The 24,679-nt window shown below is 57.6% G+C and carries 24 protein-coding genes; 16 read left to right on the top strand and 8 right to left on the bottom strand.

What is annotated here, in order from left to right:
• Window positions 1–99 precede the first annotated feature (99 nt).
• Both ACR0AK_RS11740 and ACR0AK_RS11735 read left to right on the top strand, forming a co-directional pair.
• The gene (locus ACR0AK_RS11740; RefSeq protein WP_480793421.1) at window positions 100–450 is read left to right on the top strand and encodes a hypothetical protein; all 351 of its coding nucleotides are present in this window, start codon (window positions 100–102) and stop codon (window positions 448–450) included.
• Between the two features lie 40 nt (window positions 451–490).
• Window positions 491–1,372 (top strand): LysR family transcriptional regulator, encoded by an 882-nt coding sequence (locus tag ACR0AK_RS11735; RefSeq protein WP_170558765.1) that lies wholly within the window; start codon window positions 491–493, stop codon window positions 1,370–1,372.
• A gap of 7 nt (window positions 1,373–1,379) precedes the next feature.
• On the opposite strand, the gene ACR0AK_RS11730 is transcribed toward ACR0AK_RS11735, so the two are convergent.
• Window positions 1,380–2,336, bottom strand: coding sequence for an NADPH:quinone oxidoreductase family protein (locus ACR0AK_RS11730; protein WP_480793665.1), 957 nt, complete (start codon window positions 2,334–2,336; stop codon window positions 1,380–1,382).
• 321 nt (window positions 2,337–2,657) lie between these two features.
• Between ACR0AK_RS11730 and ACR0AK_RS11725 the strand changes: the two genes are divergently transcribed.
• The 3 genes from ACR0AK_RS11725 to ACR0AK_RS11715 all read left to right on the top strand — a co-directional run bounded on the left by ACR0AK_RS11725 (window position 2,658) and on the right by ACR0AK_RS11715 (window position 5,314).
• A complete protein-coding gene (locus tag ACR0AK_RS11725; protein ID WP_058275630.1) occupies window positions 2,658–3,029 on the top strand; it encodes a helix-turn-helix domain-containing protein in 372 nt (123 codons plus the stop codon).
• A 44-nt stretch (window positions 3,030–3,073) separates the two neighbouring features.
• Window positions 3,074–3,865, top strand: a complete 792-nt coding sequence (hisN, locus tag ACR0AK_RS11720; protein ID WP_480793420.1) for a histidinol-phosphatase — start codon at window positions 3,074–3,076, stop codon at window positions 3,863–3,865.
• Between the two features lie 114 nt (window positions 3,866–3,979).
• A complete protein-coding gene (locus ACR0AK_RS11715; RefSeq protein ID WP_480793419.1) occupies window positions 3,980–5,314 on the top strand; it encodes an 8-oxoguanine deaminase in 1,335 nt (444 codons plus the stop codon).
• On the opposite strand, the gene guaD is transcribed toward ACR0AK_RS11715, so the two are convergent.
• Window positions 5,311–6,600, bottom strand: coding sequence for a guanine deaminase (gene guaD / locus ACR0AK_RS11710; protein WP_480793418.1), 1,290 nt, complete (start codon window positions 6,598–6,600; stop codon window positions 5,311–5,313). The two genes, ACR0AK_RS11715 and guaD, sit on opposite strands and share 4 nt — an antisense overlap.
• A 138-nt stretch (window positions 6,601–6,738) precedes the next feature.
• Between guaD and mgtE the strand changes: the two genes are divergently transcribed.
• Together mgtE and ACR0AK_RS11700 are read left to right on the top strand one after the other, a co-directional pair.
• Window positions 6,739–8,133: a magnesium transporter gene (mgtE, locus tag ACR0AK_RS11705; RefSeq protein WP_170558757.1), complete on the top strand. Its 1,395-nt coding sequence runs from the start codon at window positions 6,739–6,741 to the stop codon at window positions 8,131–8,133.
• The gene (locus ACR0AK_RS11700) at window positions 8,130–8,693 is read left to right on the top strand and encodes a 5-formyltetrahydrofolate cyclo-ligase (RefSeq protein WP_480793417.1); all 564 of its coding nucleotides are present in this window, start codon (window positions 8,130–8,132) and stop codon (window positions 8,691–8,693) included. The genes mgtE and ACR0AK_RS11700 overlap by 4 nt, the downstream gene beginning before the upstream one ends.
• Here ACR0AK_RS11700 and ACR0AK_RS11695 read toward each other — a convergent pair.
• Window positions 8,690–8,917: a putative hemolysin gene (locus ACR0AK_RS11695; protein ID WP_480793416.1), complete on the bottom strand. Its 228-nt coding sequence runs from the start codon at window positions 8,915–8,917 to the stop codon at window positions 8,690–8,692. The genes ACR0AK_RS11700 and ACR0AK_RS11695 overlap by 4 nt on opposite strands.
• A gap of 88 nt (window positions 8,918–9,005) precedes the next feature.
• Between ACR0AK_RS11695 and ACR0AK_RS11690 the strand changes: the two genes are divergently transcribed.
• The 3 genes from ACR0AK_RS11690 (at window position 9,006) to ACR0AK_RS11680 (ending at window position 12,529) form a co-directional block, all read left to right on the top strand.
• Window positions 9,006–9,821, top strand: coding sequence for a TIGR00282 family metallophosphoesterase (locus ACR0AK_RS11690; RefSeq protein WP_480793415.1), 816 nt, complete (start codon window positions 9,006–9,008; stop codon window positions 9,819–9,821).
• Between the two features lie 90 nt (window positions 9,822–9,911).
• Entirely contained in the window at window positions 9,912–11,690 is a 1,779-nt protein-coding gene (locus ACR0AK_RS11685; RefSeq protein ID WP_170558749.1) for an SLC13 family permease, read from the top strand.
• 98 nt (window positions 11,691–11,788) lie between these two features.
• Window positions 11,789–12,529, top strand: coding sequence for a YbaY family lipoprotein (locus tag ACR0AK_RS11680; RefSeq protein ID WP_480793414.1), 741 nt, complete (start codon window positions 11,789–11,791; stop codon window positions 12,527–12,529).
• 14 nt (window positions 12,530–12,543) lie between these two features.
• Here the strand turns inward: ACR0AK_RS11680 and ACR0AK_RS11675 are convergent, their stop codons facing one another.
• From ACR0AK_RS11675 to ACR0AK_RS11660, 4 genes are all read right to left on the bottom strand, one after another.
• Entirely contained in the window at window positions 12,544–14,205 is a 1,662-nt protein-coding gene (locus ACR0AK_RS11675; protein ID WP_170558745.1) for an FAD-binding dehydrogenase, read from the bottom strand.
• A gap of 11 nt (window positions 14,206–14,216) precedes the next feature.
• A complete protein-coding gene (locus ACR0AK_RS11670) occupies window positions 14,217–15,074 on the bottom strand; it encodes a bile acid:sodium symporter family protein (RefSeq protein WP_170558743.1) in 858 nt (285 codons plus the stop codon).
• 72 nt (window positions 15,075–15,146) lie between these two features.
• The gene (locus tag ACR0AK_RS11665; RefSeq protein ID WP_480793413.1) at window positions 15,147–15,881 is read right to left on the bottom strand and encodes a glutamine amidotransferase; all 735 of its coding nucleotides are present in this window, start codon (window positions 15,879–15,881) and stop codon (window positions 15,147–15,149) included.
• Between the two features lie 16 nt (window positions 15,882–15,897).
• A complete protein-coding gene (locus ACR0AK_RS11660) occupies window positions 15,898–17,670 on the bottom strand; it encodes an SLC13 family permease (protein ID WP_480793412.1) in 1,773 nt (590 codons plus the stop codon).
• Window positions 17,671–17,780: 110 nt separating this feature from the next.
• Between ACR0AK_RS11660 and ACR0AK_RS11655 the strand changes: the two genes are divergently transcribed.
• Both ACR0AK_RS11655 and ACR0AK_RS11650 read left to right on the top strand, forming a co-directional pair.
• Window positions 17,781–18,521 (top strand): YebC/PmpR family DNA-binding transcriptional regulator, encoded by a 741-nt coding sequence (locus tag ACR0AK_RS11655; protein ID WP_170558738.1) that lies wholly within the window; start codon window positions 17,781–17,783, stop codon window positions 18,519–18,521.
• Between the two features lie 155 nt (window positions 18,522–18,676).
• Window positions 18,677–19,948, top strand: coding sequence for an MFS transporter (locus ACR0AK_RS11650; protein ID WP_480793411.1), 1,272 nt, complete (start codon window positions 18,677–18,679; stop codon window positions 19,946–19,948).
• Here ACR0AK_RS11650 and ACR0AK_RS11645 read toward each other — a convergent pair.
• A complete protein-coding gene (locus ACR0AK_RS11645) occupies window positions 19,939–20,841 on the bottom strand; it encodes a LysR family transcriptional regulator ArgP (RefSeq protein WP_480793410.1) in 903 nt (300 codons plus the stop codon). The genes ACR0AK_RS11650 and ACR0AK_RS11645 overlap by 10 nt on opposite strands.
• Before the next feature lie 86 nt (window positions 20,842–20,927).
• On the opposite strand from ACR0AK_RS11645, the gene ACR0AK_RS11640 reads away from it, so the two are divergent.
• The 4 genes from ACR0AK_RS11640 (at window position 20,928) to betC (ending at window position 24,641) form a co-directional block, all read left to right on the top strand.
• Window positions 20,928–21,527: a LysE/ArgO family amino acid transporter gene (locus ACR0AK_RS11640; RefSeq protein ID WP_480793409.1), complete on the top strand. Its 600-nt coding sequence runs from the start codon at window positions 20,928–20,930 to the stop codon at window positions 21,525–21,527.
• 40 nt (window positions 21,528–21,567) lie between these two features.
• Window positions 21,568–22,476 carry a DMT family transporter gene (locus tag ACR0AK_RS11635; RefSeq protein WP_480793408.1) on the top strand — a complete coding sequence of 303 codons (909 nt, stop codon included), beginning with the start codon at window positions 21,568–21,570 and terminating at the stop codon, window positions 22,474–22,476.
• Between the two features lie 87 nt (window positions 22,477–22,563).
• Window positions 22,564–23,136, top strand: coding sequence for a choline-binding transcriptional repressor BetI (gene betI, locus ACR0AK_RS11630; protein ID WP_170558729.1), 573 nt, complete (start codon window positions 22,564–22,566; stop codon window positions 23,134–23,136).
• Window positions 23,133–24,641 carry a choline-sulfatase gene (betC, locus tag ACR0AK_RS11625; protein WP_480793407.1) on the top strand — a complete coding sequence of 503 codons (1,509 nt, stop codon included), beginning with the start codon at window positions 23,133–23,135 and terminating at the stop codon, window positions 24,639–24,641. The genes betI and betC overlap by 4 nt, the downstream gene beginning before the upstream one ends.
• Window positions 24,642–24,679: the final 38 nt, after the last annotated feature.

The following is a 24,679-nucleotide window of genomic DNA, read 5'->3' as shown; positions in this document are numbered from 1 at the left end:
CGTGGCCATGATAACGGCCGCGTTCCCCGCAAATATCGGCAAGTGCGGGCTGCGTTTCAAGGGTTTAACGCCGGAAACTGGCTAAAACACGCAACAAAAATGGCAGCCCGACGTTTCGCGCTGCCATTCATCGAGGAAAGGTGTGAATTCAAGTCACTTTTGCCAGAAATCAGGCGCATCCCAAATGGATCGCGAAGCCTCCGCTTCGGCTTGTTCGCGGGTGATGCCGATGTCTTCCAGAGCGCGATCATCAAGTTTGGCAAGCGTTTGACGCTGGCGCAGAAGAGAGAAGACATCCTGAAGCGAGGACAACAAAAAGCGACGCTGCGGTTTGCAGTGCTGTTTGATTGCAATTTGGGTCATGTTTATTGTCCTTTCTCTGATTGTCGATGGTTTCTTATCGTTCCATCAGCTTCCTTGATTTATATGGCGCAATATGTCACATTTTGAAAATGAATATTTTTGAAGTGAAGCATAAGGAATCGTGAACATGCGAAATCTGGATATCACCACGCTCAGATCCTTCGTTGCCGTTGCCGACCAGGGTGGCGTGACACGCGCGGCCGGATTTCTGCATCTGACGCAATCCGCGGTTTCTATGCAGTTGAAGCGATTGGAAGAGCTGCTGGGTCTTGAGTTGTTGGACCGCAGTGGCCGCACAATTGCCCTGACTGCGTCTGGCGAACAACTATTGGCCTACGCCCGGCGCATGATCGCGTTGAATGATGAAGTGATTTCGAAACTCACTGATCAAGCCTATGAGGGCGAGGTTGTTCTGGGCGTTCCGCACGACATCGTCTACCCGGCCATTCCGAGGGTTTTGCAACGTTTCAACGCCGAATTTCCACGGGTTCGGGTTCAACTGATTTCGTCGTATTCGCTTCAATTGAAAGAAATGTTCAAACGCGGAGAATGCGATCTGATTTTGACCACAGAGGCATCAGCCAGTGATGGAGCTGAGATCGTCGCTGAGTTGCCATTGCGGTGGATTGGAGCACCGGGCGGGTCAGCGTGGCGCAAGAGCCCGATTCCGTTGGCCGTTGGGCGGAGATGTGCGTTCCGACCACAGATGATCTCAGCCCTCGACGCGGAAGGTATCTCTTGGGAGTTGTCGGTCGAGACGGAAAACGACCGAACAATTGAGGCCACGGTCAGCGCGGATCTGGCAGTCCACGCCATGTTGGACGGGACTGAGCCGGCACATCTTGAACAGATTGATACCGGCGGCGCGCTGCCGGAACTGCCAGCGCACGTAATCAATTTGTACGGTGGAGAGGCCGGGCGCGGTGCCGTTGTCGAAGCGCTGGCCGCTCTGGTCCGTCAGAATTTCCGAATGTTGGGCAGTGCGCCTCTCAAGGCGGTTGTAGGGTAAGCGCCTGTCAGGGCGTCACCACCACTTTCCCCGTTGCAACCCGATCGCGCAGTAGTTGCATACCCATTTCGGCTTCGGTCAAAGGAAGTATGTGGCTGATATGCGGTTTGATCCGCCCTTCGGCGAGCCAGCCGAACAGCGTGTCAAAGCTGTCCTGTACGATCTGAGGCCGGAATCTCAGATATCCGCCGATGTAAAACCCTATCACCGTAAGGTTTTTTACCAGCAGGTGATTGGCCGGAATCTGAGGCACGTCGCCACCCGCAAATCCGATCGGCAACAGGCGGCCTTCAGGGTTGGTTGCGCGGAAGGCGGCCTTGAAGACGTCGCCTCCAATCGCGTCATAGACAACGTCGGCGCCGCCAAGTTCCTTGACGCGAGTACGAAGATCCTCGGATGCGTCGATAAGATGGTCTGCGCCTGCCGCGCGCGCCACTTCCAGCTTTTCCCGGCCACGCGCATGGGCAATCACCGTCGCGCCCATCAACTTACCGATTTCAACGGCTGTAAGCCCGACCCCACCTGCAGCTCCGGTAACTAAAAGGGTTTCACCCGGCTGCAGTCGCGCCCGATGATCAAGGGCGATGTGGCTAGTGCCATATGCGATCTGAATGGCCGCGGCATTTTCAAAGCTGATCGCGTCAGGTAGGGGCATTGCACGGTTCGCATCGAATACGCCGTATTCGGCCAGTCCACCCTGACCGGAATACACGGCCACGCGGTCACCGACATTCAGGCGCGTGACGCCTGACCCCAGCTTGTCGATAACGCCCGCGACCTCCATACCCAGCGTGAAGGGCGCTTCGGGCGTGTCCTGATAAGTGCCCTTCTGCATCAGCAGGTCTGCAAAGTTCAGTCCGCAGGCCTTGATCGCGATGCGCACTTGCCCGGTGCCGGGTTCGGGAAGGTCGATATCAGCCAGTTGGGCAGTCGCTCCGTGGGATGGGATCGTAAATGCCTGCATGATCGCGCTCCGTGCTTTTTTTGGCATAGATTCTCTTCAGCGCGGATTTGTCAATCATTTCTCCGGTCGTTTCCGTTGCGTTTAGATGCCCGGCAACGAGTGCAGGAAATATCGAAGCGTTAAAAACACACAACCCTAAATCTTTGTGGGCCGAAACAGATTCAACCTTCTTGAAAAAATACCCAAATGCGTCAATATTGCGCTATGGTGCTGTTTTGGGGGTATGTTCCAAATTAGGGAGTGGTTAAGTGCGACTCGCTAGTGTTGCGATGAAAAGCAACGCGCGCCCCAGGTAGTTGTGTGTAAAAGAGGAGAATACCAATGACCCATCACGTCGATGTCCATGTGGGCAAGCGCGTCCGGCATCGCCGCTGGCTGATTGGCATGACCCAGCAGCAGCTGGCGCAGCAAGTTGGTATTAAGTTTCAACAAATTCAAAAGTATGAAACTGGGGCCAACCGGATCAGCGCGTCTCGCCTATGGGACATTGCCGAGGCATTGGACGTTCCCGTCAGCTTTTTCTTTGAAGGCCTGGAAGAGGCCGAAAAAGAAACCTCTGGCAAAAAGTCGGTTCCTGCGGACCTGATGGGGGACAAGGAAGCACTGGACCTCGTGCGGTCTTACTATGCGATTCCCGAAAACCAGCGCCGCCGCCTGTTCGAACTGGCTCGGGTTCTCAGCGACGTCGCATAAATTAGTGGGTTGACTCGGCACCGCGCTCACCCCACGGGTTACGCATGCAAGAGACCTCGCTAAGCGATCTGGAAGTTGCCGAAGAAATGGCCGACGCAGCACGTGCGGCCATTCTTCCGTATTTCAGGCAAACTAATCTTGGCACCACGAACAAACTCGCTGATGGGTTTGACCCTGTCACCATTGCCGACCGCGACGCGGAAAAGGCGATGCGTAAAGTTCTGGCGCAACATCGGCCTGAAGACGGCATATTCGGCGAGGAGTTTGGTCGCGAAGACGGCTCCAGCGGCCGGACCTGGGTACTGGATCCCATCGACGGTACGCGGGGGTTTATCAGCGGGACTCCTACCTGGGGCGTTCTGATTGCCCTCAGCACGTCTGATGGCCCGATCATGGGGGTCATTGACCAGCCATATATCGGTGAACGGTTTGTGGGTTCGGCGGATGTCGCGCAGGTCAGCGGCCCAACCGGACTGGCACGGTTAAAAACACGTTCGACATCCAATTTGGATCAGGCGGTTGTGTTCACCACATTCCCAGAGGTCGGGGCACCCGAGGATCGCGCTGGGTTCGAAGCCGTGGCCAAACAAGCAAAGCTTACACGCTATGGTATGGATTGCTATGCCTATGCACTGGTGGCGGCAGGGCAGGTCGACTTGGTGATCGAATCCGGCCTGAATGCGTATGACATTCAGGCCCCCATCGCAGTGATCGAGGCGGCAGGCGGCGTAGTGACCGACTGGCAGGGCGCTCCGGCCCATAATGGTGGGCGAGCTCTGGCGGCCGCCAACCCTGAACTGCACGCCGCTGCATTGGAAATCCTGCGCAACTACTGAAACTGGTTGCCGCGATTTGGTCGGTCGGGTAGGTTCTACGCGGCTGGTTCTTGTGCCCGTTTTCCGCCAGCCTTTGCACTCCTTGCATGAGACGGGCTAATGCAGGAGGGCGAATTGACTGAAATCCTTATCAAAAATGCAGATACCATACTGACGATGGATGACGCGCGGCAAGAACTGTCGGGCGCGGACATTCTAACTTCTGGAGGTCAGATCAAGCAGATCGGCCACAATCTGCATACAGACGGAGAGATCCACGATGTCGCGGGTTGTGTTGTGACCCCCGGCCTCGTGAACACCCATCACCATTTGTACCAAACCCTGACGCGGGCCGTGCCAGGAGGGCAGGATGCGTTGTTGTTCGGCTGGTTGCAGACACTCTATCCGATCTGGTCCAGATTCGGCCCTGAAGAGATGTTCGTGTCGGCTCAGATCGGTCTGGCGGAATTGGCACTGTCTGGATGCACGCTTAGCTCTGATCACTTATACCTGTATCCCAATGGCGCGCGTCTGGACGACACGATTGCCGCTGCCGCTGAAATTGGCCTGCGGTTCCATCCGACCCGTGGCGCGATGAGTATTGGTGAAAGCGACGGAGGATTGCCGCCTGATACCTTGGTCGAAGTCGAATCGGCGATCCTTGACGACATGATCCGTGTGGTCGACGCGTTTCACGACCCATCCGAAGGGGCGATGTGCCGGGTTGGGTTAGCGCCGTGTTCTCCGTTTTCGGTCAGCCGTGACCTGATGCGCGACACGGCAATCCTTGCGCGCGACAAAGGCGTGATGTTGCACACTCATCTGGCAGAAAATGACGAGGATATCGCGTATTCGCAGGCGCAGTTCGGGTGCCGTCCCGGTCAATATGCCGAAGACCTGGGGTGGACCGGATCAGACGTCTGGCATGCGCATTGTGTGAAGCTGGACGGGGCCGAGATTGATCTGTTTGCCAGAACCCAAACGGGTGTAGCCCATTGTCCTTGCTCCAATTGTCGATTGGGGTCGGGTATCGCACCAGTGCGGGCCATGCGTGATCATGGGGTTCCGGTGGGTCTGGGCGCAGACGGTTCGGCCAGCAATGACAACGGCAGTCTGATCCTCGAAGCCCGACAGGCCATGCTGCTGCAGCGCGTTGCCAATGGCGCAGATGCAATGTCGTCGCGCGAAGCGTTGGAGATTGCCACGCGTGGCGGCGCAGATGTGCTGAACCGCCCCGATTGCGGTCGGCTTGAGCCCGGTAAGCGCGCCGACATTGCCGTATGGGACACGCGCGGGATCGAAAGCGCGGGCAGTTGGGACCCGGCCGCATTGCTGCTGGCCGGGCCAATGAAGGTGAAGCATCTGTTTGTCGAAGGCCGCCAGATTGTGCGCGACGGGCATGTCACGACGTTTGACCTGCCGCGCGTGATCGAACGGCAGACCCAGCTGGCTCGCGCTTTGCAAGCCTAGGACGTGACGCGGCGACCGGCGATCCATACTTCGGCAATGGCCCGGTCGTCGCCCATCATGATGGTTGGGAAAATGGCCTCCCACAGGTCATCGGCGCAAGCCTCGCGCTGGGCGATGGCTGAGGTGGACGCTAGGTCGAGAACAACCAGATCAGCCTCCATTCCCGGCGCCACGTTGCCGATGCGATCATCCATTCTCAGCGTGCGGGCCGAGCCAACCGTGCCCAGCCACAGCAGTTGTGCCGCGTGCAGGGGTGAGCCGCGAAGCTGCCCGATTTCATAGGCCGACGCCATAGTGTGCAGCATCGAAAAGCTGGACCCGCCACCGGTATCAGTTGCAAGTCCAACCCGGTGACCTTCGCGCATCAACCCGTCCATGTCGAACAGGCCGGATCCGATAAAGGTGTTCGACGTTGGGCAATGAATCAGTGAGGCGTCAACTTCGCGCAGCCGATCGCGTTCACGCGCTTCCAGGTGGATGACATGGCCATAAACGCCATGCGACCCCAGCAGTCCGAACTTTTCATAGGTATCAAGATAGTCCCGTGCGTCGGGAAACAGTTCACGCACCCACGCGATTTCGTCTGTCTGCTCGCTCAGGTGCGTCTGCATTAGACAATGGGGGTGTTCAGCCCACAGCGCGCCCATCGCTTCAAGCTGCTCGGGCGTTGATGTTGGCGAGAACCGCGGTGTGATGGCGTATGAGATCCGGTCGACCCCATGCCATTTCTCCAGCAAAGCCTGCGACTGGTCATAGGCCATTTGCGGTGTGTCCCGCAGCCCTTCGGGCGCATTGCGGTCCATGCAGGTTTTACCCGCCACCACTCGTTGCCCGCGTTGGTGTGCAGCCGTGAAGAACGCATCGACACTTTCGGGGTGGATCGTGCAGAAACTGCACATCGTTGTCGTGCCGTGCGAAGCCGTCAAATCGAGATATCGGTTGGCGATTTCGGCTGCGTATTCGGGATTCCCGAACTTCATTTCTTCGGGGAAGGTATATGTGTTCAGCCAGTCGATCAGGCGTTTGCCCCAACTGGCAATCATGGCGGTCTGCGGGTAGTGGACATGCGCATCCACAAAGCCAGCCATGATCACGTGCTGGCCGTGGTTTACAACCTCGGCCTCCGGTTGCGCGGCGAGCAGGCTGTCGGCATCGCCAACTGCGGAAATGCGGCCGTCTTCGATCAGGACCGCTTCGCTGATGGTCACGGCCTCTGTCGGTTCACCTTCGAATGGTGATCCGTTGAAGCTCAGGACACGCCCTTTCAGCAGCGTTTTGTGCGCCATTTCTGTTTATCTCCGCCTGTGTGGGACTACGAAACAGCATAAGGGGACGAAACTTGCCGGTAAATCGGCGCATTGTCATTGTTTTCCGGTAGCTGCTTCTTCTAATTAGGTGTCAATGCGCGAACACACGGGGGCAACATGACCACAGGCTTTGATGAACCCGTAACCGAGTCCACGAGTGACGACGATGTTTATGCGCTGGACCGCAAGACTGTGGCTGACATCTTGTATGCGGTCGAGGTAGACGATCGCGACAAGCTGATCGAGCTTATGGATCCTCTCCATGCGGCAGACATCGCTGACCTCCTGGAGCAGATCAGCCCCCATGAGCGCGTTCACCTGATCCGTCTGTACGACAAAGAGTTCGACGGCGACATCCTCTCCGAACTGGACGAAGCGCTGCGCGAAGAGGTGATTGGTATCCTGCGCCCCGACGTTTTGGCCGAAGCCGTGCGGGACATGGAAAGCGACGATGTTGTCGATCTGCTAGAGGACCTCGAAGAACCGCAGCAAGAGGCCATCCTTGATGCCCTGGAAGAACCCGAGCGTCACGCCGCGGAACAGGCTTTGTCCTACCCCGAAAATTCGGCCGGTCGCCTTATGCAGCGCGAAGTTGTCATGGCGCCCGATCATTGGACGGTGGGGCAGGCCATCGACTTCATGCGCGCCAATGATGACCTGCCGGAGCAGTTCTATCATGTGGTTCTGGTGGATCCACGGCTCAAGCCGGTGGCTCAAGTCACACTGGGCAAGCTGATGGCGACGCGTCGCGAGGTGACGCTTCAAGATATCGCCGAAGAGGAATTCCATACGATCCCGGTCGATCAGGATGAAGAGGATGTCGCTTATGCATTTAATCAGTACCACCTGATTTCTGCGCCTGTGGTCGATGCCGATGGACGTCTGGTTGGTGTGATCACCATCGACGATGCGATGGTCGTTCTGGATGAAGAACACGAAGAGGACATCCTGCGTCTGGCTGGTGTGGGTGAAGAGAGCTCTCTGTCCGATAGTGTCGCCGCCACCAGCAAGCGTCGTCTACCCTGGCTTGCGGTGAACCTGTGCACGGCGATCTGTGCCTCGCTGGTGATTTCCCAGTTTGAAGCCGCGATTGATCAGCTGGTTGCATTGGCCATCCTGATGCCGATCGTGGCATCGATGGGGGGCAACGCCGGTACGCAGTCGCTGACGGTTGCCGTGCGGGCGCTGGCGACTCGCGACCTGACCAACGCGAACGTCATGCGCGTGATCCGACGAGAGTTGCTTGTGGGTATGCTCAACGGTCTGTGTTTTGCGATCGTTCTGGGCACTGTCGGTATGATGTGGTTTGATTCACCTTTGCTGGGTGTCGTGATCGGCTCGGCCTTGGTCGTGAATATGGTGATCGCTGGCTTCGCAGGTACGGTAGTACCGGTTGTGCTGGACCGTCTGGGTGTTGACCCGGCGCTGGCGTCGGGAACTTTTGTGACGACCACAACGGATGTCATGGGATTCTTCATCTTTCTTGGGCTTGCCAGCGTGGTGCTTCTGTGACCGATCTGACTGAAATCAAGGCTGCCGCGCGCAAGGCGGCTTTTGCGCGCCGCAAAATGGCGTTCAATATGCGTTTGCCGGGAGCAGCCGGGCGATTGTCTGAAGTGCTGGCGGGCCATCGCGGCGTACCTACGTCGGGGTATATGCCGATCCGCACTGAAATCGACCCGCTGCCGGCCATGGCCGAGGCGTCCGCTTATGGCCCGGTTGGTGTGCCAGTCATTCAGGCAGCCGGGCAGCCGCTACGATTTTCGCGCTGGACACCCGAGGGCGTACTGAAAGATGGCCCTTTCGGGGCCAAAGTGCCTGAGGTTGAAGATTATTTCGACCCCGAGATCCTGATCGTGCCGCTGGTGGCCTTTGACGCGCAGGGTGGCCGGCTGGGTTATGGTGGAGGTTTTTATGACCGCACGCTTGAAGGGTTGCGCGCCAAGCGACCCACTCTGGCCATCGGGTTTGCCTTTGACGCGCAAGAGGCCGAAGGGCTTCCGCTGGAACCCACGGATCAGCCGCTGGATATGGTTATCACCGAAAGTCGCGTTCTGACTTTCGAAACCTAACCCATGTTTTCGGCACGGAAGTATTCCCAAGCATCCTGTTTCGATCCATCGGGCAGCGTGCAAATCCCGGTCTGACCATTCTCACCATCTTGTATCTCATATTGTCCGCCCTGCTCTATGCAGAAGGTCGCGGCCGGGTTGGCAAGTCCAACTGGCTGATCCGGGGCCTGCTCGCAGGCGGCGAGGGGCGCAAGCAGGGCTGCGGGAATAATGTAACGGGTCATTAACGTCTCCTGTCCAAGGCGTTTTCACAATGCGTGGCGGCAGCTTAACCACTTGTGCTTGTCGGATACCACACTTAGGACGTTAAGGATGAGAATACTTTTTCTGGGTGACGTCATGGGCCGCGCCGGGCGCGATGCCATTCAGCAACATTTACCGCGCTTGCGCGACGAATGGCGTCTGGATTTTGTCGTGGTGAATGGCGAAAACGCCTCGAACGGGATGGGTCTGACCGGGGATCACGCAAAGCTGTTGCTGAACGCCGGGGCCGATTGCCTGACGCTTGGCGACCACGCGTTCGATCAGAAAGACATGCTGCAATTCATCGAAAGTGAACCCCGTATTGTGCGCCCGGTGAACTTTGCCAAGGGCGCGCCGGGCAGGGGGCATCGGTTGTACACCGCGCCGGGTGGGCGCAAGGTTCTGGTTGTTCAGGTGTTGGGGCAGGTCTTCATGAAACGCCCCTTTGATGATCCGTTCTCGGCGATTGAACCAATCCTGAAATCGCACCCGCGTGGTGGGCAGGCGCAGGCGATCATCGTTGATATGCACTGTGAAGCGACGTCCGAAAAAATGGCCATGGGGCACTATTGCGACAAACGCGCCAGCCTTGTGGTGGGCACGCACACGCACGTACCGACCGCGGACGCACAGGTACTGCCAGGTGGTACGGCCTATCTGACGGATGCGGGCATGTGCGGTGACTATGACTCGGTCATCGGGATGGACAAGCTGGAGCCGATGCGCCGCTTTATCACTGGTATGCCAAAGGCCCGGTTCACTCCGGCCAATGGCGAGGCCACGCTAAGCGGTGTGTTTGTTGAAACCGATGATCGCGACGGGCAGGCTAAATCTGTTCAAATGGTACGCGTTGGCGGACGTTTGCAGCAGGCCGGACCGCAATAAGGGCACGTCAGGCTTGCTCTGTCGCGCGCAATGCGTGAAACTGCCTGACGGGCGCGTAAGCCAGGCCAGGGTTCGGACAGAATACCAAGAATGCAATTCCTTCAGCTGACAGAAATGGGAAGCGCGATATTGGCGCTGTTGGTCGTTGCAGGCATGTTCATCATGTTCCTGCGCGAGGTTTATCCGACTGAAGTTGTCGCTATCGGTGGTGTCGCCGTGATGTTGGTGACCGGCATTTTACCCTATCAAAGTGCCCTGGCTGTCCTGTCAAACCCTGCACCATGGACGATTGCGGCGATGTTTATCATCATGGGGGCCTTGGTACGTACCGGAGCATTGGACGCCTTCACTTCGATTGCACAGAAACAGGCACAGGTGAATCCCAAGGCGGCCATCGCGACGTTGATGGCCTTTGTCGTTTTGGCCTCGGCTGTGGTTTCAAATACACCGGTTGTGGTCGTCATGATCCCTGTGTTCATTCAGATCGCGCGCACACTGAACGTGCAGGCGTCGAAACTGCTTATCCCGCTTAGCTATGCAGCTATTCTTGGCGGTACACTGACCCTCATCGGGACCTCGACCAACTTGTTGGTGGATGGTGTTTCGCGGGCGCAGGGGATGACACCGTTTACGATCTTCGAGGTGACGCCTCTGGGCATTGCGCTAGTGATTTACGGCATGTTCTACCTGCGCTTTGTCGCGCCGCGGCTGCTGCCTGATCGCGACAGCATGGCATCCATGCTCAGCGACCGGTCGAAGATGAAGTTCTTTACTGAGGCCGTGATCCCCCCTGACAGCAACCTGATCGGGCGCGAAGTGACGGGGGTGCAGCTGTTCAAGCGTCAAGGCGTGCGGTTGATCGATGTCGTGCGCGGAGACGAGTCGCTGCGTCGCAACCTCAAAGGCGTCGCCCTGAAAGTCGGCGACCGCGTGGTTCTTCGAACCGAGATGACGGAATTGCTGAGCTTGCAGACCAACAAGGAGCTCAAGCGTGTAGACCAGGTCTCGGCGGTCGAAACCAAAACGGTCGAAGTGCTGATTACCCCCGGCTGCCGCATGGTCGGGCGAACACTGGGCACGATGCGTCTACGTCGTCGTTACGGCGTTTACGTTCTGGCGGTGCATCGGCGGAACCAGAATATCGGTCGTCAGTTGGATGATCTGGTCGTTCGGGTCGGTGACACGCTGCTGCTGGAGGGCTCGCCGGCCGATATTCAGAAGCTGGCGGCTGACATGGATATGGTCGATGTGACCCAGCCTTCGGCCCGCGCGTTCCGCCGCAGCCATGCGCCGATTGCCATTGGGTCGCTAGTGGGGATCGTTGTGCTGGCCGCACTGGGTGTCGCGCCGATCCTGCTGTTGTCCATTCTGGCTGTTGCTGTTGTTTTGATCACCCGCTGCATCGACGCGGATGAGGCGTTTTCATTTGTCGAAGGACGACTGCTGGCCCTGATCTTTGCAATGCTGGCCATAGGCGCAGCGTTAGATAAATCCGGTGCAGTGTCCTTGATTGTCGAGGCCGTGGCGCCGGGTCTTGGCGCCTTGCCGCCATTCTTGATTATCTGGGCGGTTTATCTGCTGACCTCCGTGCTGACAGAACTTGTGTCGAATAACGCTGTGGCGGTTGTGGTGACGCCGATTGCTATCGGGTTGGCACAGGCGGTGGGGATCGACCCGCGTCCTCTGGTGGTGGCCGTCATGGTGGCGGCTTCGGCCTCTTTCGCGACCCCGATCGGATATCAGACAAATATGATGGTTTACGGTCCCGGTGGATACAGGTTCACAGATTTTCTGAAAGTTGGCGTGCCGCTGAACCTGACTGTGGGGCTGCTGGCTTCGCTGCTGATCCCATTGATCTGGCCACTTTGACGTCGGCGCAGAACCGCTGGTTTTCCGGCGAAGTCCTTGTAAAATCAAAACCTCATACAATGTTTTGAATACGTGATTTTGCGAAAAGGAGCACACCAATGCTCAAGACCGGATACACTGCGCTTACGGTTGCGGCCACATCAGCCATGCTGAGCAGCGCGGCCATTGGCGGAACGATAGAAGGTACAGCCGCATATCGCGAACGCATCGCCGTTCCACCAGATGCCACGTTATATGTTCAATTGCAGGACGTCTCGCGCGCGGACGCACCGTCGGTGACCCTGTCTGCCAAGCGATACGCTTTGACCGGAGTGCCGGCGCAATTCGAGTTGATCTATGACGACGCCCTAATTCAAGAAGGGATGCGTTATGTGGTGCGGGGATCGATTTTCCTGGGCGACAAGCTGTTGTTCACAACCGATACCGCTTATCCGGTTTTGACGAATGGGGCCGGGAACACGACTGATCTGATGCTTGTCAAAGTGCAACCGCCGGGGGCAGAAATGCTGGAAAACACCAATTGGACCGCAACCGGCCTGAATGGCGCAGCACTTGAAACTGAAAGGCGCCCGGCGCTTTCATTCGCAAATGATGGTGCGTTTTCTGGCAGCGGTGGATGCAACCGGTTTTCCGGCCAGGCGCAGATCGCGGGCAACACTATCGAATTCCCGGACAACATGGCGGCAACTTTAATGGCCTGCCCACCGCCTCTGGATGAGGTGGAGCGGCAGTTCTTCAAGGCATTGCAGGGTGTTACGGCCTATGCCTTCAAAGGGGATACGCTGGTGTTGTTGGACAGCGCCGGGCAATCCGTCGTGCAGTTTGCCCGGGAACAGTAGAGCCTAACGGGGCGTCACGCGACGGCCCTTGACCGCCCTGCATTGCGGCCCGAGAAGATGCAGCCGCCCAGGAACGAACCTTCAAGCGCGTTGTAGCCGTGATAGCCACCGCCGCCGAAACCCGCGACCTCTCCGGCTGCAAACAGGCCAGGAATGACCTGACCGTCTTCGCCAACCATCTGGCTATCCAAATTGGTCTGCAGCCCACCCAGCGTTTTGCGTGTCAGCACGTGCAGTTTAACTGCAATCAGCGGGCCATTGGCCGGGTCGAGGAACTTGTGTGGCTTGGCAGTCCGGATCAATTTGTCGCCACGATAATTTCGCGCGGCCAGAATGGCGGCCATCTGCGCATCCTTGGTGAACGGGTTGTCGATCTGGGAATCGCGTGCCTCGATCTGAGCGCGCAGGTGCGCCTCATCAATCAGTCCGCCACCCAGATGGTTCATGCCGTTCACCAGCTCGGTGAGGGTGTTGGCGACAATGAAGTCCTCGCCATGTTCCTTGAACGCTTCAACCGGCGCAGTGGCCTTGGAGCCTGTCAGGATACGTTGGAACAGAACCTCTTTCCAACCGCCGTCGGTCATGTCGGGGTTCTGTTCGGACCCGGATAGGGCGAATTCCTTTTTGATCACCTTCTGGGTCAGAACGAACCAGCTGTATTCATGGCCGGTCTTCAGGATTTCCTTCAACGTCCCCAGCGTATCAAAACCCGGCAGGCATGGCGGTTTCAACCGGTTGCCTTCGGCGTCGAACCACATCGAGCTTGGGCCGGGCAGAATGCGAATGCCGTGCGATGGCCAGATCGGATTCCAGTTACGAACGCCCTCGGTATAATGCCACATCCGGTCGCCGTTGATGACATGACCGCCAGCCTTTTCGCTGATACCGATCATGCGTCCATCGACGTGGAATGGCACGCCAGCGACCATGTCTTTTGGCGGCTCGCCCAGACGATCGCGTGGCCAGTTTTTGCGCACCATTTCAAAGTTGCCTCCGATACCTCCAGAGGTGACTATGACGGCAGGGGCGTAAAACTCGAACTCTCCGACTTCATCGCGGTTGGTCTTGGTGCCGTGGGGTGCGGTGTCGTCGGCCAGAACCTCGCCTGACACTCCCTTTGCCGCGCCGTTCTGCATGATGATGTGACTGACCTGATGGCGGAATTTCAGCTCGATCAATCCGTTGCTGACATGTTCGCGAACGCGGCGTTTGAAATGTTCCAGAACACCCGGTCCTGTTCCCCAAGTGATATGAAAGCGGGGCACAGAGTTTCCGTGTCCATCCGCGTACGATCCACCGCGCTCGGCCCAACCTACAATTGGGAACCAACGTAAACCCATATCATGCAGCCAAGGGCGCATCTCGCCGGCGGCAAATTCCACATAGGCCTCGGCCCATTTGCGAGGCCATGCGTCTTCGTCGCGGTCGAACTGCGCGCTGCCCATCCAGTCGCGCAGTGCCAGATCATAGCTGTCTTTGATCCCCATGCGCCGCTGTTCCGGCGTGTCGACCATAAAGAGCCCACCAAGGCTCCAGAACGCCTGACCGCCCAGGAAATGCGCGGGTTCTTGATCAACCACGATCACCTTTTTGCCCCGGTCGCCCAGTTCAGCTGCGGCGGCCAACCCGGCCAGCCCAGCCCCCACGACGATGGCATCGGCAGAGTTATTCGTCATGTCTTATCCTTTCAGCGGCTGCGGAACCAAAGGATGAAGGGCAAGGCCACAACATACATCGTTATTCCGTACACAGCCGAGGGCAGGGCCAACGGGCTGAACCCGCTTTCCGTCGCCGTGATCAATGCAGCCAGTGTAATCCCAAGTGTCGAGTTTTGTATTCCGGTTTCGATGGAGACCGTCTTGCTTTCGTCCCACGTCAGGTTTGCTGCGCGCGCCAGCCCCAAACCGATTAGCAACAATGCGATGTTCAATGAGATCAAACCCGCGCCCATAACTCCAAGGTTATCTACAAAAAGTTGCCAGTTTCCAGCCAGCGCCGCCAGAACGATCAGCATGAACAGGACAGTTGCTATCTTGGACAGCACAGGCTCAAGCCGCTTCGCAAAGTCAGTTGCAAAGCTGCGCAGTGTGACGCCAAGCGCCACGGGCAACGTAGTGATCAGGAACATCGCAATGGCCAATCCCGTAATGGAAACCTCGGGTGCGGCATCGCCCATGAAATAGTTCACTGACCAAGCGGCAAGAAAGGGCACGGTCACCATCGACAGCAGGCTTATGACGGCAGTCAGGCTGACCGATAGGGCAACATCACCCTTTGCCAGTTTCGACAGGATGTTGCTGGTCACGCCGCCGGGACAAAAGCTGAGGATCATGAAGCCGACAGCGATCTCGGGTGGCAACGCAAAAAGTGTGACCGTGACAAAAGCCGCGACCGGCAGCAGTACCACCTGACACAACGCGCCGATGGCAAATGGATAGCGTCGGCTAAAGACGCGGCGGAAATCTGCAACCTCTAGCCCGACGCCCAAAGACAGCATGATAATGGCCAGCGACAGTGGCAGGCCGACATTTATTAGAAGATCCAAGAACAACTCCTCCCAAAGCCGTTCGGGCCACCCTAAGCGAGCGGTTGCGGATCAGGCAATAACGCCGTTAGGTCATCCGTAGCGTTCCGCGAACCTGCGGAGGATTTCGGCCGGTTGTGTAACATCCGCAGCATGGCAGATATCGATCAGGCGCTGGGCGTCCTCGGGCGGGAAATAACCGTGGTTCTTGTAGATGTTGATGCGCTGTTCGAAATCACGCGCGTCGGCTTCCGGGTGAAACTGCGTGGCGTAAACGTTCTGTCCCCAGCGGATCATCTGAAACGGACACGGTTCCGAGGCCAGTAGATGAACGCATCCGTCGGGCAGTGTCTGCACGGCTTCTTTGTGGCCGACGAAGGCGTCGAATGTTCCGGTCAGTCCCGCCGTCAGCGGGTCTTGCGCCCCGTCTTCGGTCAGGTGGCAGGTCGAAGGTCCTACCGGTTCGCCATATCTTTCTTTGCTGACCTCACCGCCAAGATGGGCGGCCAATATGCCCAGCCCATAGCAGCACCCCATAAACGGATGATCCTGTGCGATGACCTGCGGCATCAATCCCATGATGGCCGCCTCGGTGCGTGCATCGGTTTCCGATTTGGTTGCTGGATCGTCACTGACGCATCCCGGTCCACCGCCGACGATCACCCCGGCATAGTCCGTGACATCCAGATCCGTAGGCAAGTCCTCGCAATCCAGACGAATTCGATGGGTTTGCTCGGATTTCAGCCCGGTTTTGTCCAGGATCGAGGCATATTCGGCATCCGAAGCATCGGTTTCCGGGCGCAGTTGCAGGATCAGAAATCGTTTCATGAATGGCTCTTATCCGTCAAAGAGGCCAGAAGACAAGGATGGCGGGAATGGAAACGGCGATGATCAGGATTTCCAGCGGCAACCCCATGCGCCAATAATCGCCAAACTGATACCCTCCGGGCCCCAGCACCAGCGTATTGTTTTTATGCCCGATTGGCGTCAGGAACGCGGCTGAGGCAGCAACGGCAACAGTCATCAGGAACGGGTCGGGTGAAACCTCAAGCGTGCGGGCCATCTGGATGCCGACCGGAGCCGCAACAATGGCGGTGGCCGTATTGTTCAGTACGTCCGATAGGGTCATGGTGACCACCATAAGCACAGTCAGAATGGCCCAGGCAGGCAACCCATTGGTCAATTGTATCAACGCGTTGGCGATAAGTTCCGTACCGCCAGAAGTCTCCAAGGCGCTGCCGAGCGGGATCATCGAGCCCAGCAGCACGACAACAGGCCATTCGATATGATTATAGATATCTGCAATCGGCATGATCTTGGTCAGCACATAAGCGACGACGACCAGCCCCAGGGCGATGGGCAGGTAGATCAACCCGACGCTGGCCGCCAGCACGGCGGCGGCAAACAGACCAATGGCCAGCCACGCCTTTTCGTTGGCGGTGACATTCAAACCGCGTTCGGCCAGCGGCAAGCAGCCCAGCCACTCGGTTACATCGGCGCTGCGGTCGCGTGGGCAGAGCAACAGCAATATGTCGCCTGCCTCAATCTCAGTTTTGCGTACCTGCTCCGTTATGCGGCGGCCCTGACGTGAAATCCCCATGAGAACGGTGCTCTGACGCCACGCCAGTCCCAGGCCCTGCGCGGTGCGACCAGTGGCGCGCGCGTTCAATGGCACGACAACTTCAACCACTTCCAAGCCGTCCCCTTCGGCGGTCAGCAATTCCTGTCGACGGGTATCCGAGAAATCGAGGTTCAGCGCTGTGCGGAATTCGTCCAGCGCCTCAGGGCGCGCTTCAAGAACCAGCGCGTCGCCCTGTTTAAGCGTTGCGTGGGCCGACCGGCCGTATCGCCGCTTGCCGTCCCGGATCAAGCCGATGATGGCCACGTCGGATTTCTCGGCGGCTTCGTAAAGCTCGCTGACACGTTTTCCGATTTGCGAGGATTCGGGCGGGACGGTCAATTCCGCGATGTACTCGGCGAGGGTTTCCGAGGCCTCTTCCTGAGTTCCCCGATTAGGGATCAACCGCCAGCCGACCAGCGCGACGAATGTAAGACCAGCAATGGCGGCCAGACCGCCAACCGGGGCGAAATCGAACATGCGAAACGGTTCGCCCAGGGTCTCTGCCCGGATCGAAGCGATGATGATATTGGGTGGCGTTCCGATCAACGTAGCCATGCCGCCCAGAATGGTGGCAAAGCTCAGCGGCATCAGTGTCAGCCCGACCGAACGCCCCGCCTTCCGCGCGGTTTGAATATCGACCGGCATTAAAAGCGCCAGCGCGGCCACGTTGTTCATAAAGGCCGAGAGAACCGCGCCGATTCCGCCCATAAGGGCGATATGCGCGCCAAGCCCGCGCGAGGCATCGACCAGCGTGCGTGTAATCAGAAAGACAGCCCCTGATCGAACAAGCCCCGCTGAGACAACCAAAACCAAAGCGACAATTATAGTGGCAGGATGCCCGAACCCGGCAAAAGCGTCATCTACTGGTACAACCCCCAGCGTAACTCCGATCAAAAGCGCGGTGAAGGCCACGAGGTCGTATCGGAACTTCCCCCAAAGCAACATCCCAAACACAATGGCGAAAAGGGAAAATAGAATAATCTGGTCAGTCGTCATGCGGTCACCATACCTGTAGAAGTGACTGTCGCAAGCCGCTCTCTTGATCCTTGGCCCCGCAAACGTCTATATGAGCGCCGAATACGCAAACATGATGACGAGGACGCAACATGGCAGGCCACTCCAAATGGGCCAATATCCAGCACCGCAAGGGACGTCAGGACGCCGCGCGGTCCAAACTGTTTTCCAAACTGTCGAAAGAGATCACCGTCGCTGCCAAGATGGGCGACCCCGATCCCGACAAGAACCCGCGCCTGCGTCTGGCTGTGAAAGAAGCTAAGTCGAATTCGGTCCCCAAGGATGTGATCGACCGTGCGATCAAGAAATCGGTGGCCGGAGAAGGCGACGAATACGAAGAAATCCGGTATGAGGGCTATGGTCCGAACGGTGTGGCAGTCATAGTCGAGACGATGACCGACAACCGCAACCGCACGGCGTCTACCGTGCGCTCAACCTTCTCGAAGAATGGCGGCAATCTGGGTGAGACCGGCTCGGTCGGCTTCATGTTCGACCGTAAGGGCGAGGTGGTTTACCAGCCGGATGCAGGCGACGCAGATGCGATTTTCGAAGCGGCTATCGAGGCGGGCGCTGAAGATGTCGAAAGCTCGGAAGATGGCCACATCATCTGGTGCGCTGATACCGATCTGAATGATGTATCGAACGCACTGGAGGAGGCGCTGGGTGAATCCGAGTCGACCAAGCTTGTCTGGAAGCCCACCACCACCACCGAGCTGGGTCTGGAAGATATGCAAAAGCTGATGAAACTGGTCGACGCGCTGGAAGACGATGATGACGTTCAGCGTGTGACGACGAATTTCGAAGCCACGGACGAGGTCATGGCCCAGCTGTGATCCCGGTGCAGGAAAAACACGAAAAACCCGGTCATTGGCCGGGTTTTTGCATTCAGTAAAGGGTGTTCTTGGCCGGTTGTGTGGAACTGAGTACCATACATTGATCAAACCCAACCGACAGTCCCAGTCGCGAGCCGAGGAACCAACACGCCCGAATGACGGACAATTCGCAGCTAACGCCCAAAAGAAACATTCCGGTTCTGGCCGGGCAAAGCATTCTGTCTCAGGTGGCGTGGACCTTGGGCAGCCCATCCGTGGTTTTGCCGTTTCTGGCCGTGTCGCTCGAGCTTCCGATGTTCATAGCCGGCGCGCTGGTGTCGGTGCGAATGGTGGGCAGCATGATCTCGGACGTTTTTCTGGCGCAACCCATCGCGGCGCGTGAACGCAAGAAACGTGCGATCGCGATGACCGAGATCGCAATTGGTGCGTGCCTGATTTTGGCTTTGTTGGTGGCCGCAACCGGGGTCGTGCCGGTCATTGGGCTGGCCTTTGTCTTGGCGTTTTTCATGATCGGCCTGATCGAAGAGATTCAGTCGCTGATGTATACCGATCTGCTGGGCGATCACGTGCGTTCCAAATCGCGGATGATCATGCATTATCTGCAACTTGGGGTAGGTGGCTTAGGCGCAATTGGCCTCGCCTTACTGGTCCATGAGATCACCAAAGAGAATCCACCGTTCTCGCGCCATTCCGCTGTTATCGCTGTATCGGTGACGTTCTTTGTGTTGTCTGGCCTGTCGATCCTGATGATGTCCGAAGATGCTGGCCCGACGGAAGAAAAAGGCGCACAAACGGGCAGGAAAAGAAAGTTCATCGAGAACTTCACCGATATCGCCGCGATGTTCGATCAGGCCTGGTTTCGCCGGTACATGGTCATGCGCATGCCGCTGGTTGTTGTGTCCTTGTCTGTGCCGTTCTTTGCACTCATCGCGGCCGAGGCGCATCACAGTTCGGCCAGAGGGCTTACGGCAATGATCGTTTCGTCTGCGTCAGGGTACCTTGTGTCCGCTCCGTTGTGGCAATTGATAAACATGAAATCGCATCGGGCCGTGATGGTCACCGGAAATCTTATGGTGGCGCTGACGGGCGGTGCGCTTTTGTCCGTGCATTTTCTGGGCATGGACCATGATGTTCACCTGCACGCCATCGCCCTGTTTATCGTAACTGTCGCCGTGACGGGTATCGGCAGCGCACGCAAACTGTACTTTCTGGACGTCGCGCCAAAAGAGCAGCGGGTCAAAGGTGCCGCAGCGGTCAAGAGCATTTGCCGTATCTCTGGTGTGCTATTCTCGGCGGCACTGGCAGGCGTTGCGCATTTGCACGAGGTTGCCTGGGCTATCGCGTTCATTGTCGTCATAAGCGTTTTCGCCGCGCTCGCCTGTTACCGCGTGGTTGTACCCGGTGATAAAGCGACGGTTCAGGCCTGATCTGAGGTGTCCGGCTGAAGTAGGGCTACATGCGAGGCGCTTTTGACTGCGGCAGTCAGCGGGGCCAGCGCCGTGGATAGTACGCGTCCCACCTGCCAAGTCAGCCGTACATCGAGCCGCGCGCCGGGCATCAAAGGACATAAACGGCCATCTTCCAGCGCTCGGCGTGCAAGGTTTTCCGGGTTCATTCCCCACCCGATCCCGGCTATTGCCGCTTCTACAAACCCCTGCGAAGACGGCAGGAAATGCGAAGGCGGCGATATCCGTTGGCCTGTCTGTTGCGTGATCCAAGCTTTTTGCAGGCCGTCTTTCCGGTTGAATGTCAAACAGGTGGCGCGGGACAACGTGTCGGCATTCACTCCGTCAGCGAACCACTTGCGTATAAACATGGGATTGGCTGTTGGGATGTACCGCAGAGACCCTAGGGCGACGGCGTCGCTGCCGGGGATCGTATCACCGCCGACAGTTATGGCCGCGCTGACCTCTCCGCGTCGCAGCCATTCTGCCGAATGGTCCTGATCGTCAACAACCAGATCGAACAGCAGGCCGTCGACCTGCGACATGGCATTGATGAACCATGTGGCCAGAACATCCGCGGGAACGGCGATGCGCACGCGCGCGGGGCCATTGGTCTGATCAAGCGTCAGTTCCCGGGCCAACTGCGCCTCAAGTAATCCGATATCCTCGGCATGTTGCGCGATGCGTAAACCCATTGGAGTGGCAGTGCAGGGGGATCCCCGGTTGATCAGGGTTGCTCCTACAAGGTCTTCCAGCGCCTTGATCCGCTGCGAAATCGCGGAAGGCGTAACTGCAAGCTCCGAGGCGGCCGCATCAAAGCTGCCACGTCGCAGGATGGCGGATAGTGCCGAAAGGTGGTTTGGGTCCAGTAACATTAGCCTGACTTAATTCAGAACAGTTTCTTTAAATTGATAGATGTTCGCTGGGCGCGTAGTCAACGGCTCAGACTATCGGAGGTTTCATGTTCACATCATTGTTCGCAGGCTTTGTGCTTGGCTTCAGCCTGATCCTCGCCATCGGCGCGCAAAACGCCTTTGTTCTGCGACAGGGCTTGCGGCGTGAACACGTGTTCCCCCTGTGCCTGACTTGCGCGGTATCAGATGCCATTCTTATCGCCGCTGGTGTTGCCGGATTTGGAACATTGGCACACGCCCTGCCTTGGTTTGAAACCGTCATGCGATTTGGCGGGGCGATCTTCCTGACATGGTACGGTTTGCGCAGCCTGAATTCTGCATGGCGCGGTGGAGCAGTGATGGAGGTTCGTGAGGGTGAGCGTGTCAGCCTGAAGTCTGTTCTGCTGACGGTACTCGCGTTCACATGGCTGAACCCACATGTCTATCTGGATACCGTTGTTCTGATTGGATCAATATCAGCTCAGTATGATGATCGCATGGCATTTGCACTTGGTGCGATGATCTCCAGCTTTGTTTTCTTCTTTTCATTGGGCTACGGGGCAGGGATGCTTTCCCCGGTTTTTGCGCGGCCACGGGCGTGGCAGGTGTTAGACTTGGTTATCGGCGTAGTCATGTTGGCGATTGCTGCCAAACTTGTGTTGATGTGACGGGTTGCCTCTGCCGGGGATTAGGTGTTCAACCGTTAACATGTCAACTTTAGCCGCCCAACACCGCCCATTGGCGGGTATGCTCTGGATGTTTTCGGCAGGCCTGTCGTTTGTGGTTATGACTGCATTGGTAAAGTCGCTGGGTCCAACAATGGATCCGATACAGGCCGCGTTTTTGCGGTTTGCGTTCGGCCTGATCTTTCTGTTGCCCGCACTGCGTCTGGTGTTGAAAACCCATCTGACGCGCAGGCACATTGTATTGTTGGGCACGCGCGGCATCGTCCATGCATTGGCCGTGATGCTGTGGTTCTTCTCGATGACACAGATCCCGCTGGCTGAGGTCACGGCGATGAACTACATGACGCCGGTTTATGTAACACTGGGGGCCGCGCTGTTTCTGGGTGAAAAGCTGGCTTTCCGACGGATCGCTGCGATCTGCGTGGCGCTGGTCGGCGTTTTGATCATCCTCAGACCGGGTTTCCGCGAGATTTCGCCCGGTCATATCACAATGCTGGGCACGGCCCTGACTTTGGGGGGGTCTTACCTTATCGCCAAAGTGCTTGTGCGCGACCTGCCGCCCTCGGTCGTTGTGGCCCACATGTCGATCTGGGTGACGATCGCCTTGATCCCCTTTGCAATGGCAGTCTGGACCCCGCCCAGCCTGCGTGATCTTGGTGTCCTGTTTCTGGTGGCCAGTTTTGCCACGGCAGGCCATTACTTCATGACGCTTGCGCTAAAGGCGGCCCCGGTTGCGGTTACGCAACCCGTCACCTTCCTGCAGCTGATCTGGGCCACGCTATTGGGGGCACTGATCTTTAAGGAAAGCATCGACATTTGGGTTGTCGCGGGTGGTACGGTGATTCTTCTGGCGGTCAGCTTCATTGCCTGGCGCGAGGCGGTTTTGAACCGCAGCAGCTTGACGACCCCAAGCATCGCACCAAAACTCTAGCCGTTCACGGCCGCTTAAAACGTTATTGATTGACGGGTCAATAAAAACCCCTTAGCGTTTCCCGGTACACGTAATGAGGGGATAGCGATGCCGAAACTCGGAATGGAGCCAATCCGCCGTGACGCGATCGTCAAGGCAACAATCGCCGAGCTCGGGTCGAAAAAATCCCTTGATGTGACTGTCAGCCAGATCGCCAAGCGTGCAGGTATGTCCAGCGCACTGGCGCATCACTATTTCGGTGGCAAGGATCAGATTTTTCTGGCTGCCATGCGCCGAATTCTCTCGGACTTTGCTGACGAGGCCCGAGGGGAGCTGAAAAATGCCGTTCCGGAAGAGCGCGCGCAGGCGATTATCCGGGCCTGTTTTGCGCCGTCATGTTTCACTCCGGATGTCATCGCAGCCTGGATGACATTCTACGTGCTGGCCCAAACCAATGATGACGCATTGCGCCTGTGGCAAATCTATCAGGCACGCATCCGGTCGAACCTGACCCATGCTCTGCGCCCGTTGCTTGGCGACCCGGTCGAAGCGGCTGAAAACATGATCGCCCTTATCGACGGGCTATATATCCGCGCCGCGCTAAGCGCGCCGGAAGAGCCGCAACTGGCCGTTAACCACGCAATGCGTGTCCTCAACACTCTGCTCGAGGCTGAAAAATGACAAAACCGAACATTCTGATCCTGATGGTGGATCAGCTTAACGGGACCCTTTTTCCGGATGGTCCCGCTGACTGGCTTCACGCTCCGAACCTGAAAAAACTGGCGGAACGCTCGACCCGATTTGCCAATGCGTACACGGCGTCGCCCCTGTGTGCGCCAGGGCGGGCCAGCTTCATGTCCGGTCAATTGCCCTCGCGCACAGGTGTCTATGACAATGCCGCAGAATTCCGCAGTGATATCCCGACATACGCGCACCATCTGCGCCGCGCGGGTTATTACACCTGCCTGTCCGGCAAGATGCACTTTGTCGGCCCAGATCAGATGCACGGGTTCGAGGACCGCCTGACAACCGATATTTACCCTGCCGATTTCGGCTGGACGCCCGATTACCGCAAGCCCGGTGAACGGATTGACTGGTGGTACCACAATATGGGCTCGGTGACGGGCGCAGGTGTGGCCGAAATCTCAAACCAGATGGAGTATGACGACGAGGTCGCATACAACGCCAAGGCCAAACTGTACGATCTGGCCCGCGGTAAGGACGACCGCCCTTGGTGTGTGACCGTCAGCTTTACGCACCCCCATGATCCCTACGTGGCGCGTCGCAAATACTGGGACCTCTACGAAGATTGCGAACACCTGCAGCCCGAGGTTGCAGACCTTGGCTATGACAATCAGGATCCGCATTCTAAGCGCATATTTGACGCCAATGATTGGCGCAGCTTCGACATCACCGAAGAAGACATCCGCAAATCCCGCCGCGCTTACTTTGCCAACATCTCGTATCTGGACGACAAGATCGGTGAAATCCTCGAGGTGCTGGAAACAACCCGGCAAGAGGCAATCATCATGTTCGTCTCGGACCACGGTGACATGCTTGGTGAGCGAGGGCTTTGGTTCAAAATGACTTTCTACGAAGGTTCAGCACGTGTGCCTTTGATGATCTCGGCACCGGGAATGCCTGCGGGGCGGATCGACACGCCGGTGTCGACAATCGACGTTACGCCAACCCTAGGTGCGCTAGCGGGTGTCGATATGGCCGAGATCGCGCCGTGGACGGATGGCGAAGATCTTGTTCCGCTGGCCAACGGCACGGAACGGACCGCGCCGGTGAAGATGGAATATGCGGCTGAAGCGTCATATGCGCCGCTGGTTTCGTTGCGCTACGGCAAGTGGAAGCATAATCGCTGCGCTTTGGACCCCGATCAACTGTACGATCTGGAAAACGATCCGCATGAATTGGAAAACCTTGCGGAACACCCCGAACACGCAGGCACGCTGGAAACTTTGCGCGAGAAATCCGAAGCACGCTGGGATCTGGACCAGTTCGATGCCGACGTCCGTGCCAGTCAGGCGCGCCGCTGGGTTGTCTATGAGGCTTTGCGGCAGGGTGGGTATTACCCCTGGGACTACCAGCCGCTGCAAAAAGCATCTGAGCGTTACATGCGCAACCACATGGACCTGAATGTCGTAGAGGAAAACGCCCGCTTCCCGCGCGGCGAATAGCCTCTTCACCTTATTGAAAATACTCCTGCCGAAGGGTT

Source organism: Ruegeria sp. BI12 (assembly GCF_056537985.1).
Note: the sequence above shows the minus strand (reverse complement) of the source record. Positions and strands in the feature narration are given on the sequence as shown.